At 67.8% G+C, this 16,218-nt stretch carries 13 protein-coding genes and 1 riboswitch; of the genes, 8 read left to right on the top strand and 5 right to left on the bottom strand.

What is annotated here, in order from left to right:
* Positions 1–10: 10 nt before the first annotated feature.
* Genes IPI67_10650 through IPI67_10635 form a run of 4 tightly spaced genes read left to right on the top strand, consistent with a single transcriptional unit; the run spans position 11 to position 4,953 of the window.
* Positions 11–862 carry a xanthine dehydrogenase family protein subunit M gene (locus IPI67_10650; GenBank protein MBK7580652.1) on the top strand — a complete coding sequence of 284 codons (852 nt, stop codon included), beginning with the start codon at positions 11–13 and terminating at the stop codon, positions 860–862.
* Complete coding sequence (locus IPI67_10645; GenBank protein ID MBK7580651.1) at positions 859–1,353, top strand: (2Fe-2S)-binding protein; 495 nt, start codon at positions 859–861, stop codon at positions 1,351–1,353. Before IPI67_10650 ends, IPI67_10645 begins: the two co-directional genes overlap by 4 nt.
* Entirely contained in the window at positions 1,346–3,757 is a 2,412-nt protein-coding gene (locus IPI67_10640; GenBank protein ID MBK7580650.1) for a xanthine dehydrogenase family protein molybdopterin-binding subunit, read from the top strand. Before IPI67_10645 ends, IPI67_10640 begins: the two co-directional genes overlap by 8 nt.
* A gap of 2 nt (positions 3,758–3,759) precedes the next feature.
* Positions 3,760–4,953 (top strand): thiolase family protein, encoded by a 1,194-nt coding sequence (locus IPI67_10635; GenBank protein ID MBK7580649.1) that lies wholly within the window; start codon positions 3,760–3,762, stop codon positions 4,951–4,953.
* A gap of 6 nt (positions 4,954–4,959) precedes the next feature.
* On the opposite strand, the gene IPI67_10630 is transcribed toward IPI67_10635, so the two are convergent.
* Positions 4,960–6,327, bottom strand: coding sequence for a TrpB-like pyridoxal phosphate-dependent enzyme (locus IPI67_10630; GenBank protein MBK7580648.1), 1,368 nt, complete (start codon positions 6,325–6,327; stop codon positions 4,960–4,962).
* A gap of 116 nt (positions 6,328–6,443) precedes the next feature.
* Entirely contained in the window at positions 6,444–7,190 is a 747-nt protein-coding gene (locus tag IPI67_10625; protein ID MBK7580647.1) for a penicillin-insensitive murein endopeptidase, read from the bottom strand.
* 166 nt (positions 7,191–7,356) lie between these two features.
* On the opposite strand from IPI67_10625, the gene IPI67_10620 reads away from it, so the two are divergent.
* A complete protein-coding gene (locus IPI67_10620; GenBank protein MBK7580646.1) occupies positions 7,357–8,451 on the top strand; it encodes a saccharopine dehydrogenase NADP-binding domain-containing protein in 1,095 nt (364 codons plus the stop codon).
* Positions 8,452–8,491: 40 nt separating this feature from the next.
* Here the strand turns inward: IPI67_10620 and IPI67_10615 are convergent, their stop codons facing one another.
* Together IPI67_10615 and IPI67_10610 are read right to left on the bottom strand one after the other, a co-directional pair.
* A complete protein-coding gene (locus IPI67_10615) occupies positions 8,492–10,483 on the bottom strand; it encodes a TonB-dependent receptor (GenBank protein ID MBK7580645.1) in 1,992 nt (663 codons plus the stop codon).
* Positions 10,474–11,022 (bottom strand): hypothetical protein, encoded by a 549-nt coding sequence (locus IPI67_10610; GenBank protein MBK7580644.1) that lies wholly within the window; start codon positions 11,020–11,022, stop codon positions 10,474–10,476. The genes IPI67_10615 and IPI67_10610 overlap by 10 nt, the downstream gene beginning before the upstream one ends.
* A 301-nt stretch (positions 11,023–11,323) precedes the next feature.
* Positions 11,324–11,499: riboswitch (cobalamin riboswitch) on the bottom strand.
* A 99-nt stretch (positions 11,500–11,598) separates the two neighbouring features.
* Between IPI67_10610 and IPI67_10605 the strand changes: the two genes are divergently transcribed.
* On the top strand, positions 11,599–12,009 hold the full coding sequence (locus tag IPI67_10605) for a hypothetical protein (GenBank protein MBK7580643.1): 411 nt from the start codon (positions 11,599–11,601) through the stop codon (positions 12,007–12,009).
* 26 nt (positions 12,010–12,035) lie between these two features.
* On the opposite strand, the gene IPI67_10600 is transcribed toward IPI67_10605, so the two are convergent.
* Positions 12,036–13,340, bottom strand: coding sequence for a hypothetical protein (locus IPI67_10600; protein ID MBK7580642.1), 1,305 nt, complete (start codon positions 13,338–13,340; stop codon positions 12,036–12,038).
* Positions 13,341–13,578: 238 nt separating this feature from the next.
* Here IPI67_10600 and IPI67_10595 point away from each other — a divergent pair, with 238 nt between their 5' ends.
* Together IPI67_10595 and IPI67_10590 are read left to right on the top strand one after the other, a co-directional pair.
* Entirely contained in the window at positions 13,579–14,484 is a 906-nt protein-coding gene (locus IPI67_10595; protein ID MBK7580641.1) for an extensin family protein, read from the top strand.
* A gap of 198 nt (positions 14,485–14,682) precedes the next feature.
* Positions 14,683–16,191, top strand: a complete 1,509-nt coding sequence (locus tag IPI67_10590; GenBank protein MBK7580640.1) for a B12-binding domain-containing radical SAM protein — start codon at positions 14,683–14,685, stop codon at positions 16,189–16,191.
* Positions 16,192–16,218: the final 27 nt, after the last annotated feature.

Raw genomic sequence — 16,218 nt, 5'->3', positions numbered from 1 at the left:
CGAGATCAACATGAGCTTCGACTACCACCGCCCCAAAACCCTGGCAGAGGCCTGGCGGCTTGCGGCTCTCGAGACCGAGACCCGCTTCGTGGCCGGCGGCACCGACGTGATGGTGCGCATCCGCGAGGGCAAGATAGCGCCACGCGCCCTGGTCTCCCTCACCGACATCGCCGAGCTCACCCAGGTGGTGGTCGGTTCCCCCATCGTGCTCGGGGCTGGCGTACGGGTGTCCGACCTCGAGGCAGATCCGGCGCTCGCCCGCGTACTGCCGGTGCTGGGCCGCGCCGCGGGGTTCTTGGGCAGCATTCAGATCCGCAACGTGGCGACGCTGGGCGGGAACCTCTGCAACGCCTCGCCTTGCGCCGATCTGGCGCCGCCGCTCCTGGTCCACGAGGCCCGCGTGCGCATCGCATCGGCGACGGGCACCCGCGAGCTCCCGCTCTCGGACTTCTTCGTGGGGCCCCGAGCCAGCGTGCTCGAAGCGGGCGAAATCCTCTCCGCCGTCATCGTCGACGCACCGCCCCAAAACGTGCGAGCGACCTTCCTGAAACACGGCCGCGTGCGCATGGACATCGCGCTCGCCAGCGTGGCCGTCTTGCTCGAGCTCGACGGCAGGCGCTGCACCAAGGCGCGGGTGGCAGCCGGTTCCTTGGGGCCCTGTCCCCTGCGCCTCGTTGCGACGGAGCAAGCCTTGAGTGGACAAATTCTGGATGACACCACCCTCGCCCGAGCGCGCGAGACCGCGTGCAACGAGGTCCGCCCGATCAGCGACGTGCGCGCGGGCGCCGACTACCGGCGGCACCTGGCCGGGGCGCTCCTCGAGCGCGGCATCCGGTCATTGATGGAAGGAGCGAGCTCATGACGGTCAGCTTGTCGTTCGAGGTCAACGGGGAGGCGGCCCGCCTGTCGGTCGAGCCGCACGCTCGCTTGATCGACGTGCTGCGCGAAGCGCTCGGTCTGATGGGGACCAAGGAAGGTTGCAGCAACGGCGAGTGCGGTGCTTGCACGGTGCTCGTGGACGGGCGCCCCGTGTGTTCGTGTTTGCTGCCTGCGCTCGAGGTCGAGGGCTGCAAGGTGCTCACCATCGAGGGCCTGGCGGGACCTGGAGGTGACCTTTCGGACTTGCAGCGCGCCTTCGTCGACAAGGGCGGCGTGCAGTGTGGTTTCTGCACACCCGGCATGCTCATGAGCGCCCACGCGCTCCTGGAACGAACGCCGGAGCCGAGCGAAGCGCAAATCCGGAACGCGCTGACCGGCAACCTGTGTCGCTGCACGGGCTACGCGCAGATCATCGAGTCGGTGAGCCACGCCGCTTCGGCCCGACGCGCCAAGAAGGGAGCGGACCATGCGTGAGCTCCGCTACGTGGGCAGCGACGCAGTTCGACCCGACGCGGCCGACAAGGTCACCGGTCGCGCATATTACATCCACGACCTCTCCCGCCCCGGCATGCTGTACGGGAAGCTCAAGTTCAGTGAGCACGCGAGCGCGCGCATCGTGCACATCGATACGTCGCGAGCCCTGGCCCTGCCCGGCGTGCGCGCGGTGATCACGGCGTACGACACGCCGGAGCTCCGGATCGGTTTCTTGCGCGACAACTTCGCGCTCAAGCAGGGCCGCGTCCGCCAGTTCCGCGACGAGGTCGCGGCCGTCGCGGCCATCGACCCGGACATCGCGGCCGAGGCCATCGAGCTGATCCGTGTCGAGTACGAGCCCCTGCCCGCAGTCTTCACCCCGGAAGCGGCGCTGGCCGAAGGCGCGCCGCTGGTCCATGAGGTCGACGCGGACGGGCGACCGCTGACGTCGAACCTCTTGCCGGTGACGGTGCACCACGAGTCGGGTGATCTCGCCGCAGGCGAGCGCGCGTCGAAGTACATCGTGGAGGGTGAGTTCTCGACGCCGCTGATCCAGCAGGCCTGCATGGGCACCGCGGGTTGCATCGCCGAGATGGACACGCGCGGGAACCTGACGATGTGGGCCAAGACCCAGATCCCGTTCCTGGCGCAGCGCGACTTCGTCCGCGCCCTCGAGGCCATGGGCCTGGCCGGCAGGAACGCCCGGGTGATCGTGCCGACCCTCGGCGGGGCCTTCGGCACCGGGCTCGACACCCACGCCTACGAGTACATCGCCATCTTGCTGGCACACAGGACCGGCAGGCCCGTGAAGATCCTGTACGACCGGCGCGAAGAGTTTGCCAACCTCTCACCGCGGCAGAGCGCGCGCACGCGCGTCGTGCAGGGCTGCGACGCGGACGGGCGCCTGACCTTCCGCCGCGTCGAGGTGCTGCAGGACAACGGCGCCTACACGTCGTGGGGAGCCACCTACCCGACGGTGATGCTGATCCCGGCGACGTCCCTGTACAAGGTGCCGAACGTCTGGTTCGACGCCAAGCTCGTCTACACCAACAACACCTACGCCCAGGCGATGCGCGGGTACGGCAACCCCGAGGTCACCTGGCCCATCGAGTGCCTCCTGGACGAGCTCGCCGACAAGGTCGGCATGGACCCACTCGAGCTCCGGCTGTTGAACAAGAACACACCCGGCGAAAAGACACCGATGGGTCTCGAGATCGGCACCTGTGGGCTCGGTGAGTGCCTCGAGTTCGCCAAGAAGAGCCTCGACTGGCAGAACAAACGCGGCAAACAGCGGCATCTCCGGCGCGGGGTCGGGGTGGCGTCGCTGGTGCACGTCGGCGGCTCCGGCCGAATTTATCGCTCCGACGGCGGCGGCGTGATCCTGAAGCTCGACGACTTCGGCAACGTCAACGTGTCGTATGGCGGAGTCGAGATGGGTCAGGGCCTGCACTCTGCGCTGACCCTCGGCGTGGCCGAGGCTCTCGGCGTGACACCGGACAAGATCAGCATCAACGCGACCGACACCGCCACCTGCCCCTGGGATGTCGGCACCCACGCCAGTCGCGGTGCGTTCATCGCGCTGAACGCCGCCATCCTCGCCGCCAAGAAGGCCCGCGCGAAGATCTTCGCCCTCGCCGCCGAGATCTACGCGGCGGAGGCCCAGAAGAACCTGGCCGCCTGGCAGAAGAAGAACCCTGCGTATCAGCCGCCCGCCTACGACCTGAAGGCAGCGGCGCGAGCCGACAACCTCGAGCTGTGCGACGGGTTCTTGTTCCCGAAGGACGCTCCGAGCGACGCCTGGCTCAGGCTCGAGATTGGCAAGCTGCTCCGTGCGCTGCACTTCCGGGGTGTGGCTGGGCAGATGGTGATCGAAGAGGCGTTCTACGAACCGCCGAGCGCGCTGCCCGACTGGTCCAAGGGGGTCGGCAACATGAGCGCGAGTTACGCCTATGGAGTGCAGGCGTTCGAGGTCGAGGTCGACGTCGAGACCGGCAGCGTCCACATCTTGAAGGGGGTCTCGGCCCACGACGTGGGGCGTGTGCTGAACCAGCAGACCCTGCGCGGTCAGGTCCAGGGTGGGCTCGCCCAGGGCATCGGCTACGCGCTGTACGAAGAGGTGAAGACTGCGGAGGGGCGGGTCATGAATCCGTCGTTCACCGACTACAAGATCCCGACCGCGCACGAGATGGCGTTCCCGGTCGACGTTTGTTTCGTGGAGACGGACGACCCGGCGGGTCCGTTTGGTGCGAAGGGTGTGGGTGAGCCCGGACTCGTGCCCACCGCTCCCGCCCTCGCCAACGCCATCTTCGACGCCGTCGGCGTCCGCATCCACGACCTCCCCATCACCGCCGAGAAGATCGTGCTCGCGCTGGCTGCGCGAAAGAACCAAGGAAAGCAGGGTTGAGCATGCCGTTCGAAAAGACGTTCGTCCCCTACGGTCTGTACTGGTCGTCACCGTTCTGCCGCTGGCAGGGCAGCCTCGCTCAGGCGCACTCGCTCGAGCTCGTGGCGCAGGTGGCGGTCGAGGTCTTGAGCGCAAAAAAGATCGATCCCAAGGGCTTCGACTCCGTGCTGCTCGGCATGACCGTGCTGCAGCGTTCTTCGTTCTACGGCGCGCCCTGGCTCGCGGCGATGATCGGCGCAGCCGGCGCCACGGGACCCACCCTCGCGCAGGCCTGTGCCACGAGCGCGAGGGTCATCGCCTCGGCGGCAGCCGAGGTCGAGCTGGGCAACGCCGGCAGTGTGCTCGCCGTCACGTGTGACCGCACCAGCAACGGCCCACACATTTACTACCCCGATCCCACGGCCCCGGGCGGCACCGGTGCGAGTGAGAACGCGGTGCTCGACGCCTTCAATCGGGATCCCTGGGCGAAAAACGCCATGCTCGAGACGGCCGAGAACGTCGCCAAGGAGGCGGGCTTCACGAAAGAGCAACAGGACGAGGTCGCGCTGCTGCGCTACGAGCAGTACCAGGCGGCGCTCGCCGACGACCGCGCCTTCCAGCGGCGTTACCTGCATCCGATCACGCTGCGCCGCGGCAAGAAGGAGCTCGGCAAGGTCGAGACCGACGAGGGCATCCACCCAACGACCGCTGAGGGGCTCGCACGCCTCGCACCGGTTACTCCAGGTGGAACGGTCAGCTTCGGCTCGCAGACCCACCCCGCCGACGGCAACGCCGGGCTCGTGGTGTGCAACGAAGGTCGTGCGCGCGAGCTCTCGTCGCGCCCCGAAATCCGAGTGCGTATCGTGGCCGCGGCCGAAGCGCGGGTCGAGAAGGGTTTCATGCCCAAAGCAGTCGTGCCGGCGGCCCGCGCCGTGCTCACGAGAGCGGGCATCGACATCGGCGACTGCAAGGCCATCAAGACCCACAACCCCTTCGCGGTGAACGACCTGTTCTTCTGCCGCGAGCTCGGGCTCGGTCTCGAGACCATCAATCGATTTGGCTCGCCGTTGGTGTACGGACACCCGCAGGGGCCAACCGGCATGCGGCTCACGATCGAGTTGATCGAAGAGCTGGTGGCCGCGGGCGGCGGCTACGGCCTGTTCAGCGGCTGCGCCGCCGGCGACACCGCCATGGCGCTGGTGGTGAAGGTCGGTTGAGCCGCCTCAGCTGAGCGCCACCTGCGGTAGCTGCCCGAGCGCGGCGCTCAGCTCGTTCTCGTCGTAGTCACGATCTTCGAGCTTGCCGCTCAGGAAGTCCGTGTACGCGCCCATGTCGAAGTGGCCGTGGCCCGACAGGTTGAACAGGATGACGCGCGACACGCCTTCGTCACGACAGCGGAGGGCCTCGTCGATGGCCGCGCGCACCGCGTGGCTCGACTCGGGCGCCGGGATGATGCCCTCGGCGCGCGCGAACTGAAGCGCGGCCTCGAAACACGGGCGCTGATGGAACGCACGCGCCTCGATCAGCCCGAGCTCTTGCAGGTGGCTCACCAGCGGCGCCATGCCGTGATACCGCAGTCCGCCCGCGTGGAAAGCCGGGGGGATGAAGGTCGAGCCCAGGGTGTGCATCCGGACGAGCGGCGTGAGGTGCCCGGTGTCGCCGAAGTCGTACGCGTACTTGCCACGGGTCAGGGTCGGACACGCCGAGGGCTCACAGGCGATGGCCCGCACCTTCTTGCCCCCGCGCAGCTGCTCGCCCAGGAACGGGAACGCGAGCCCCGCAAAGTTCGAGCCGCCACCGGCGCAGCCGATGACCATGTCCGGGAAATCCCCCGCATTTTCCATTTGTTTCAGCGCTTCGAGGCCGATCACACTCTGGTGCAGGAGCACGTGGTTCAACACGCTGCCAAGCGCGTACTTCGTGTCGTCGTTCTTTGCTGCGACCTCGACCGCCTCGCTGATGGCAATGCCCAGGCTGCCAGGGCTCGCCGGGTTTGCAGCCAAGATGGCACGCCCTGACTCCGTCTCGTTGCTCGGGCTCGCGACGCACTCGGCGCCGTAGGCTTGCATCAACGCCTTGCGGTAGGGCTTCTGATCGAAGCTGACCCGGACCATGTAGACCTTGACCTCGATGCCGAAGAGCGCGCCGGCGAACGCGAGCGACGAACCCCACTGCCCAGCACCGGTCTCGGTGCTGATGCGCTTCACGCCGGCCTCTTTGTTGTAGAAGGCCTGCGGCACGGCGGTGTTCGGTTTGTGACTGCCGCTCGGGCTCGTGCCCTCGTACTTGTAGTAGATCTTCGCCGGCGTCCCGAGTAGCTGCTCCAGGCGGCGTGCGCGGTAGAGCGGCGTCACGCGCCACTGGCGGTAGACGTTGCGCACCGGCTCGGGGATCTCGATCCAGCGCTCGGCGCTGACCTCCTGCTGGATCAGCGACATGGGGAAGAGCGGCGCCAGATCGTCGGGGCCGATGGGCTGACCTGTGCCGGGGTGCAGCGGCGGCGACGGCGGCTCGGGCAGGTCCGCTGCGATGTTGTACCAGGCCTTGGGAATGTCCGACTCGTCGAGCGTGTACTTCACTTGATCGTTCACCGCTGCCTCCTCACGGGGTGACGGCGATTCGCACCCCCCGCTCCTCCCCGGATACCAAGGCCACCGGCCACAGGAAATGATCCCCGTCGTATCGGCACCCGCCCCTGTTCGGCCGTTCACTTGGACTGTTCGCGGCAGATCTCCGCTTGGTCCTTCGGACACGAGACCCGGACGTGGAAATGATCGTCGTGCGGCGCGGCGTCCTCTGGCTGTTTGAGCAGCGCGCTCACCTCGGCGACGTACTGCTGAAACGCCGGTTGTTTTGCGGCATAAACCAGCAGGCGCTGGCGGAGCGCCCGCGACACGAAGATGTGGGAGAGGCCGGCCCGTTTGTCCCGCACCCAGGACTGCACGAGCAGCCAGTTTCGGTGGTCGTCGAAGCTGTACCCGCTTCCGTCCTGGGCCTTGCCGTCGCCTCCGAACACGATGAACTTGCCGGGGGTCACCGGCTTGCCTGCCTCGTCTTGCACGTAGAACCCGACGTCGGCGTCGCGGCCGCTCTGATGTGAGCGATGGCCCGACAGCGCTCCGCCGCGCTTGCTGGAGAGATCTCCGACGAGCATCACCGAGCCGCGGGCCACCTTGGCTATTTCCTTGCTGCTCCGGCCGAGCATCAGGACCAGCGCCGGGTGGCCATAACTGTTGGCCTCGCTCCCGGCCTTGAGGCTCAGGTACTTGTTCTTTTTGAGGCGCTTGGCGCGGAGCTGCCAGCCCTCGTTCGGGTGGCCGACGCTGAGCGACATCTGCGAAAATGGCGGCTTCGTGAAGCGCTTCGGCAGCGCGCGCTCCGCGGACGCCGACGCCACCAGCGTCAGCTGTACGAGGCACAGGCCAAGCGTCGAGATCACGGTCCGGACACGCACGGCTCGCAAGTCTAGAAGATAACCGCGGGTTGTCGAACGCGATCGCGGCCTTCGCCCCCTCGACTCCGAGGAGGACCCAAGGCAGAATCGCCCACCGCCCGACACACCCCTCATCTACGAGCGACGCTGAGTGAGGGCGGCTCGGGCAGCGGCCAGGATGACCCCCATGAAGACTGTCGTCGTGTTCGGCGCTACCGGTTTCACTGGTCGCCTCGTCGTGGCGTCGCTGGTTCGAGCGGGTGGAGTGAACGTCGTGCTCGGCGGCCGCAGCGAGGAACGCCTGCGGGAGCTCTCGGAGAGCCATGGTGGCCTGCCGTTTCGTGTGGCCGACGCGCTCGCTCCGGCCACGCTCGGACCACTCGTGGAAGGTGCCCACGTCGTGGTCAGCACCGCCGGACCGTTCTCGAGTTACGGCGAGCCCGTGGTGCGGGCAGCGCTGGCCGCGCGCGCCCACTTCCTGGATACGACCGGCGAGCAGGAGTACATGGCGCGCATCCTCGAGCGCTATCATGGCTCCGCTCGCGACAAACAAGTGGTGGTCGTGAACGCTCAGGCCTTCGAGTTCGCCCTCGGGTACTGCGCGGCGGCGCTGGTTTCGAGCTGGGATCCTGCGATCCACACCGTCGACGTCTTCAACCGTGTCTACGGCTTCTCCGCCACACGCGGCACGCAGCAGTCGGCGCTGCACCAGCTGGTCGCGCCGGCGATGGTTCGCAAGCACGGGCGCCTGGTGGAACGAGGACCAAACCCAATGCCCGAGTGGGTCACCTGGCCCGACACCGGCAAGCGGGAGCCGGCCGCGCCATTCCCGGGTGGCGAAGCTCTGCACCTCGTGCACTCTCACCCCGACGTGCTCAACGTGACCACCAGCTTGGCCGGACCCGCGCGGGTCATGTTGCCGCTGATGGCCGGGTGGAGCGCGCGACCGTTGCTCCGCGGTCTGTCGAAGCTCGGTGTGCTCGAGCCGGTCCGCCGCGTGATCCAGGCGGGACCCGAGGGCCCGAGCGACGCAGTGCGAGAAAAGACCGGATTCAAGGTGCTCGCCCGCGGTCGGAGTGACGTTGCGACGCGCGGGGTGCTGCTGACTGGCACGGATCCCTACGGCATCACGGGGGTGATCGCGGCCGTGGGTGCGAAGTTCCTGTGCGAACGGGACCCGCTGAGCACCGGAGTCGTGTCGACGGATCAAGCCTTTGGTGCAGAGGAGTTTTGTCGCGCCCTCGCCCCGCACGGCGTCGCGGTCAGCCGTCACGAGATGTGAGCCGCGGCGCTTTGTGTCCGAAGCTACGCGCCCCCGAGCGCTACCACCAGAGCTCCGCGCTCGCGTGGTAACTGCGCCGTGGGAGCGGCATGCCGATGGTGTCGTACTGCTCGCGGTTCAGGATGTTCTCGGCGGCAATACGCAGCGCCAGGCGCTCTTCCAGGAGTTTCACCGAGGCGTCGGTACCAATGGCAAAGTCGGGGTTGATGACCACGAGGCCCGCAGGATCGGCGACCCTGGAAGCGCGATGGCGTGCGCTCAAACCCAGCGCGACACGGTCGAGGGCGCCGCGGCGGTGCTCGTCGAACAGCTCCAGGCGGGCGAAGCCGACGAAGCGCGACTGAAACGGCAGCAGGTCGTTCTTCAGCTGTCGCCCGGCGCTCACGTCGCGAGGATCGGAGAAGGTGAGCGCCAGATCCAGGCGGGCGTGATCGAACGCGCGGGCCGCAGCCGAGACCTCGAGGCCCAGCACTCGGGCCGAGGCGACGTTGTACGGGCGCACCACGCCAAGGCTCGAGCGCCGATAGGCGACCAGGTCATCCGCATAGCGCGCGAACGCAAACGCGTCGCCGAAGACCGAGAGCGCTTCACCCCGCTTCGCGCCGCGCAAGCCCGCGTCGACGGAGAACCCGGACTCGGGGCGGAGCGCCGGCTCCCCCAGCACCACGGCGCTCGTACCGTAGAGCTCTCCGAGGGTCGGCGGACGCACGTAGCGACCGAAGTTCGCGAGCAGCGCCAGGTCTTCCCACAAGGACAGCTCGGCGCCGACGCGGCCCGCGGGCGCGTATTCGACACCAACCTCTCCGGCTCCCGCGGTCGCGTGGCGTTCGAGCGCAGCGACGGCAGCGAGCGAGAGCGCGGAAGTCGGAGCCAAGCGCGCGCTCACGTCCACCCGCGAGACGTCACGCCGCGCCCTCAGCCCAGTCGCGGCGCGGCGATCGATGGACAAGAGCTCGAGCTCCTGCTGCCCGCCGAAGCCCAACTTGAAAGCATCGGTCAAACGCCAGCCGATATGTGCGCCCTGTGCAACTCGCGAGCCACGGCTCGTTACCTCCGAGGAACCAACGGCGAGCTCTCCTCGGGGATCCGCAATTCGGTGCAGCGCCGTGAGCGCGCTGGTCGAGAGCTCCAGACGACAGGTCTCGCGTTCGGCAGACGACCCCGGGCACGGCAAGGCCGAACGCACCCCGACGAGCGTGCGTTCGACCCGCGCGCGGGCGCGCTCGGCGGGGATCACGCCGAGTCCGGTGACGCCCTGCTCCCGCCGGAACGAGTTCAGCAGTGTCGTGACTCGCACGCCGCGACCCAGCTCGGTGCGCCCGATCGCCCAGGCGTCGTAGCCGGACGCGTCGGCGTTCGGGCGGCGCACCACGCGATCATCGGCCGCGGTCTCGGTCGTGCCCGCGTCGTCGACGTACTCATAGTCGTTGTCGGCGCGGGCGAAGCGCACACCCACGAGCGCGCCGGACTTTTCACCAACGCTGGCGCCCCCACAAAACACACTCCGTTCCCCGAAGCTGCCGAGCCCGAAGCCGGCGCCGAGTGTGCTCCTCCGGGGCAAGCGCGGCTCGAGCAGGACGGCCCCGCCGATGCCCATACGGTCCGCGACCTCCGGTGCGGTGCCACGAAACACCTCGACTCGGTCCAACATCCAGAGCGGAACCTGCGACAGGTCGGCCACGCCGCTGACGTCGTCGTTCAGGCGGATCCCCGCCAGGTAGACCGGAGTCTGCGCGCTGGTTGCACCACGAACCGAGGCCGTCGACAGATCGGAGTCGCTGCCGGTCCTTTGCACCAGCGTGCCCGGGACCTGGGACAACACGTCGCCGAGATCCGCGCCAGGTCGCTGAAGCTCCTTGCGGCGAATGACGCTGGCTGCCGCGCTGGGCTCCTGGCGCGACGAACCATCGAGGCGGTCGTCGTGCACCACGACCTCGATCGGCACGGCCGGCGCCTGGGCCTCGGCGACCCGGGCGAAGGCAACGAGCCCAAGCGACAAACCAATGTGAACGGCGCGAGAGCTCACGGACACGACGCGTGCACGACACCCACAGCGTCCAGATCGAAGACACCGTTCATGCCCTCTTGGTCCGCTCGATCGGTGATGCGAACGAAGCGGGCTTCGGTCATGCCGAGGTCCGCGAGGTCGAAGGCGTCCCCGCCCGCGACCGCCGGGTCGAGGGGATCGACCTCGTTGTCCTCGGCGTTGGCAAAGACCGGATGCCAGCCGGCGCAGCTGCCATAAGGAGCCGTGAGGGCAGTGCATGGAAAGGCAGTGAAGCTTTCGCCATCGGCGCTGACCTCCACCGTCCCGAGCTCCGCGAAGGGTGCCGCCGGATCACCGCCGGCGAAGAACGCATTCTCGAACACGATGAAGTCCGGACCCGGTGCATCGACGATCCGCGTGGTGCCGAACGCGACCGTCACGTGACCGCCGTTGCCGAGGGACACCACATCCATGGAGCCTTGCTCGGCACCGCCGCCCTTCGGTGGGCCCAAGATTGGCGATGGAAACAGCGTTTGTCCGGTGTTCTGTCCCGGACCAAACGCGTGCTCGACGGTGCTCACCACGAACCGTGAACAGGCCCCCGATGCACCGCCACTGCTCGACGCGCCGGCCGTACCGCCGCCCGATCCACCAGTCGCTCCTGCGCCGGCTTGTCCTCCGCTCGAGCTGGCGCTGCCGTAACCGCCGCCACCCACACCCCCACTGCTCGGTGTGTCGTCAGCCGGCCCGCCGCCGCATCCCGTGATCCCCATCGCGAGCAAGCTGGCTCGCACCCATTTCCGACCTGTCATCGAGACCTCCGGGCGAGGCGCGCGCCCATTCGGTGAATCAGCCTCCCCGGATCTCACGACGCCCTAGGGGCGGCGCTTCCGAGGTCCCGACGAGCAGGTCTTCTGACTTCCCGTTTAGCCCGGTCGCCTTCCCAGCAATTTGCCAGTGGCTTCGATGACCGGACCTTCCCGAGTTACAGCGGCGGCTCCGTGCCGGATTTACACCGGCTTCCCTTGATGACCGAGGTCACCACCCCACGATGGGGCTTGTCGGTCTGCATCGGGTACCACGACCCCCGACGCCACGCAATGAGCGGCGCGCGTCGGCGCCCTCGGGCGAGGGTCCGCTCGTCACGCTGCGTTTGTGGCATGCTCGCGACCGAAATGTGCGGGCGGACGATGGGGATGCTGCTCGGGATCTGGATCTCGGCGTGTGGCGGCGGGGGCGAGGGCGGCGGGACCGGTGGAGCAGGTGGAGACTCCGCCTGCGCCGCGCTGGAAGCCGAGCACGCCCAACTCTTGGAGACGGCGAGGAGCTGCAACCCGGCTGCGGCCTCGCCGGGCTGCACACTGGAGGCGAAGCGTGATCTCGGCTGCGGGTGCACGACCTTCGTCAACGCGTCCCAGGCCGTGCCGGCGCAAAAGCTGAGCGAGCTCGCGGACAAGTACCAAGGCCTCGGCTGCGGCTCGACCATTTTCTGCAAGTGCGCTCCGCCGAAGTCCGCCACGTGTGAGGGCTCGCCAAGTGGGACCCAAGGCGTCTGCACGGACGTGTATTGAGCTCGTATCGCCCGGCGGCACTGCCGTCAGTAGTGATAACTGACGCTGTAGGGGACACACTCGCTACCCGCCGCGCCGTCCACGCGCAGGTAAACGGTGGCGTCATCATTGATGCCGGTGCAGTCCAAGCTCAAGTCGACGGTGCCACCCCCCGAGGCACAACAGCCCTTGAAGCCATCGAACGTGGTCGGGGTGCCCTTGGTGCAGCTGAGTGTCAGCCCCGGGCAGGTCGCGAACATACACAGATTGACCTTGGCGGTGGTCGTCGCGCCCGCATTGACCACACACAGGCCGTCGGTCCCGGCGAACTTGAAGACGTCGATGTCGCCGCTCCCTTCGAGGGCAGCGCTCACCATCTTGTCCGCAGCGCAATCGGACATCGGGCCGAGATCCGAGGCCGTGGCCGTGGTCTCGTTCGGCTCGAAGAACTTGTTGCAGACGGTGGTGCCCCCGGTTCCACCGGAACCGCCGGCTCCGCCCGAACCACCGGCTCCGCCCGAACCACCGGCTCCGCCCGAACCACTGGCTCCACCCGAACCGCTGGTTCCACCCGAACCGCCGAGTCCGCCCGAGCCGCCGAGTCCGCCCGAGCCGCCGAGTCCGCCTGAACCGCCACCGCCGGTCGCGCTGGTTCCGCCGCCGCCGGTCGCGACCGAACCGCCGCTCCCACCCGCCCCGCCGCTTCCGGCGTCCGAACAACCTCCACCGCTCGTGTCGCCGTCGATCAGGCTGTTCACGAGACAGGTCGCCGTGTCGGTGGGCACAGCGCGTTTTGCGACGACCTCCTGAAAACAGCTCGAGAACTTGGCGGTGCAGGTCAACGGGTTCTGCTTCGCACAGTCGCTCTCCAGCTGCGAAACCAGGCTGTCACTCATGGGCAGGATCAACTTGCCGGCGAGCTTCAGCTCGTCGGGAACGCTGCTGGACGAATCGAAGAACAACCCCTCACAACCCGGAATGAGTCCGCCGGCGCACTCGCCGCAAAACGTCTTGGAGAATCCGATCTGCGTCGCAGACGGCTTCAGCCCCGAGAACGAGCTCGCGATGCAAGCTGCGGGCGAGCCACCGCCTTCGACGCAGGCTCGCACGGCATTCAGGTACGGCTCGCTCAGCAGATCCACCACCGCAGCGCAGTCCGCCACCATTGCCTTGTCGCACGCGCTCGCCTGGCCGCAGCCGTTCACGTAGTTCGCGAGGGCGAGGCAGAGCTGCTGTCCGGGTGTCGGCGCGCTCGAGCCTCCGGACGAATCGTCTCCGCCACAACCCGCTGCGACGAAGAAGGCCAGTGCCAAGCTGCCGCAGAGCGAGGGGACCCGACTGATACGCGCCATGCCGAGACACTAGCCCCGAGCATGGGTTGATTCAATCTCGCGCCCGGCGTCCGCCAAGGGCCCTCGGATTGTGAACGGCGCGCCGGCGCGTCCGGAGGGTTGCCCGCGCTTTGTGGCGCAACCCGCTGCGCGTTGCTAGAGCTGGACGGCAATGCCGCCGCGACAACCGGACGGATCGCCTCGAACCGACGCAGCCCCGCGCAGGGTCGACCTCGATGCAAATGGGCGAGGTCACGCGATGCGATCACGACGGCGTGGCGTGCTGGCCATTCTGGGCGTGTGCGGCCTGAGCTGCGGGGGCGGTGAGCTGCGAGCTCTGGGACCCACCGAACGCAGAGTGAGTGAACCGAGGCAGGCAACCGCGCCGTCGCAAATGGAACACTCCACACAGAGTGCCTCCAAGCCGAGCCCGCCTGGACCTGCGCCAACGGGCGCTGCCGCCGACGCCGATGAGCCGCCCGCAGTCGCCGAGCCCGAACCCGAAGCCGAACCCGAGCACCACGAGTTTCAGGAGCCGCTTCTCGGGGCGGTGGTGTTCGCCAAGACGCCAGCCCATCGCTGGGCGAACCTGTCGCCGGCGGCCTGCAACGCGGAGCTCGTGAGACGGAACTTGCCAGCGACCGGGGCCGGACGTCCGACGCCGGGAGTCGCAAACCCCCGGCGCCTCGCCGGGCCCCTGCACGGCGTGCGCTTCGTGACCCCAGGAAAAAAGAGCGCGCTAGGCGTGCTCGACTGCCGGCTGCTCCTGACGCTCAACGACATGGCAGAGGTGCTCGCCAAGCACGACGTGGTGTCGGTTCGCGTGGACAACTTCTATCGGCCCAACGCCCATCTGCCGGGCCGGCGCACCAAGAGCCAGCACGCCTACGGTCTGGCGATGGACGTGTGGAGTTTCACCTTGAAAGACGGGCATGAGCTCAGCGTGGAGCGTGATTGGGGCGGAGGTGTCGGCGAAAAGGCGTGCGGACCGGACAGCACACCCGCGTCACCATCGCCCGGGACAGTCGCGCTCCGAAACATCGTCTGCGAGCTGACCCGCGCCGGTGTGTTCCATCATTTGCTAACACCGGGCTTCAACGCCTCGCACCGAAACCATCTCCACCTCGACATCAAGCGCGGCGACACGGCGATCATCGTCCGCTGAGGAGGCATTCCCTGGCCTCGACTTGGGTAGTCTTGACGTGGAAGAAGGCCCTCGCATCGGTTTTTTTCGGCGCGAAATCCCACAGGTTGAGCCTAGACTCCCCAACTCGAGGCTAGAGCCCCACACAATCACCGCGCTCGCTCCACCGGGGCTCCTCACCCCGCGCACACACCGCGCGTTGAATCGGGTGAGGTGCACATGTCCAATGGCTCGAACTCCTTGCCGCCCCAGATGGCGGTCGCTCCACGACTCGACCCGCGTCCGCCCGGCGCACCGAGGGCGCGTCACGCGCTCCTCATCAACCCCTTCTATCGCAAGGATCCTCACTCCAGCTTCGGCAAACACGTCCTCACCCCGAGCCTCGCCCTCACCAGCGTCGCAGCCGCTACGCCCGCGTCGTGGAGCGTCGAGTACTTCGACGAGAACCTGTTGCAGGGTCCCCCGCCTCTCGCTCCGTTCCCGAGCCTGGTCGGGATCACCGTGCACCTCACGTTCGCGCAGCGAGCCTACGAGCTTGCCCGATATTATCGCGAGCGCGGTGCGCGAGTCGTGCTGGGGGGCCTGCATGTCCTGTCATGCCCCGATGAGGCAGCGCCGCACGCCGATGCGCTGGCCCTCGGAGAGGGTGTACAGATTTGGCCGCGCATCCTCGCGGACGCCGAGAACGGCTCGCTGCAGCCGCGTTATCACGGCAGCTTCAGCTCGCCGTTTCGGAACGACCCGACTCCGCGCCGCGCGCTGGTCCCGAAGGCGCACTTCTTGACCTCGACCAGCTTGATGGCCACTCGCGGCTGTCACAACCGCTGCGGGTTCTGTTACCTGGCAACCGACGGCCTGCACCTGCCCTCCCAGGTGCGTGACCCGGCGCAGGTCGCCGACGAATGGCGCGCCGAGGGCACACCCTACGCCGTATTTCTCGACAACAACTTGAGCTCGAACCCACAGTACCTGGCTCGTCTGTGTCAGGCGCTCGTGCCGCTCGAGAAGATCTGGAGCGCCGCCGTCAGCATCGACGTGACCGACGACCCGCACCTGGTCCGACAAATGGCCCTCGCTGGTTGTACCGCGGTGTTCGTCGGGTTCGAGTCGCTCACCGCCGAGAACCTGAGCGACGCCCGCAAGAAGACCCCGCGCCCCGAGGACTACGCGCGCCGCGTGCAGATCCTGCACGACAACGGCATCGCCGTGAACGGCAGCTTCGTGCTCGGGTTCGACCACGACCGGCCGGATACATTCGACCGAACGCTAGCCTTCATCGAACGAACCCGGCTCGAATGCGCCACGTTTCACATCTTGACGCCCTACCCGGGGACCCCGCTCTTTCGGCGTTTGAATGCCGAAGGCCGGCTCCTCCACCAAGACTGGGAGCGCTACGACACCGCGCACGTCGTCTTTCGGCCACGCCACATGAGCCCGGAGCAGCTGTTCCGCGGTTACACCGAGTGCTATTCGCGGCTGTTTTCCGCCGCCAGCATCTGGCGCCGGCGGCCCGAACGCCGCAGCGAAATTCCGGCGTACCTCGCCATGAGCGCGCTGTACAAACGCAGCAACGCGCTCTGGCCGCGGGTGATCGAACGTCGACTCACCGCCCAGGTCTGGCACCCGCTGGTCGAAGGAGCACGCCGGAGACACGTTGGCTTCCGGAAACGCTTGCGCGAGCGCGGCCCGTGTCCGGGGTACTTCGCACCCGTGTACGCCGGCGTATGAGCGCGACGAAATCTTTCGTGAGCGCGC

The sequence above is a fragment of the Myxococcales bacterium genome (genome assembly GCA_016706225.1).
In the GTDB taxonomy this organism is placed as follows: domain Bacteria; phylum Myxococcota_A; class Polyangia; order Polyangiales; family Polyangiaceae; genus JADJKB01.
Note: the sequence above shows the minus strand (reverse complement) of the source record. Positions and strands in the feature narration are given on the sequence as shown.